Genomic DNA, 401 nt, shown 5'->3' on the forward strand with positions numbered 1-401 from the left:
CCCCCCCCCCCCCCCCCCCCCCCCCCCCCCCCCCCCCCCCCCCCCCCCCCCCCCCCCCCCCCCCCCCCCCCCCCCCCCGTTACAAGCAGACGACGGCATACGCGATCGCGCCTAGAGTCTCGTGGGCTCGGAGATGTGTATAAGAGACAGCGGCATGATCCGCATCGGCCGCCTGATCGAGAGGCGCGGCGCCGGCTCCTCCGCGACGCGGCTCGCGGCGGCGATGACTCGGCTCGGCCCGTCCTATATGAGTGTCGCTTATACACATCTGACGCTGCCGACGATTAACCTTCGGTGTAGATGTCGGTGGTGGCCGGATCAGTGGAAATGGGGGGGGGGGGGGGGGGGGGGGGGGGGGGGGGGGGGGGGGGGGGGGGGGGGGGGGGGGGGGGGGGGGGGGG

At 76.1% G+C, this 401-nt stretch carries 1 protein-coding gene; it reads left to right on the forward strand.

What is annotated here, in order from left to right; genetic code table 11:
• Positions 1–121 precede the first annotated feature (121 nt).
• Positions 122–401, forward strand: a 280-nt coding sequence (locus JHD80_RS27230; RefSeq protein ID WP_199093710.1) for a hypothetical protein, incomplete at its 3' end; no start/stop codon positions are given.

It is taken from the genome of Allobosea sp. ASV33, assembly GCF_016428755.1.
Classification (GTDB): domain Bacteria; phylum Pseudomonadota; class Alphaproteobacteria; order Rhizobiales; family Beijerinckiaceae; genus Allobosea.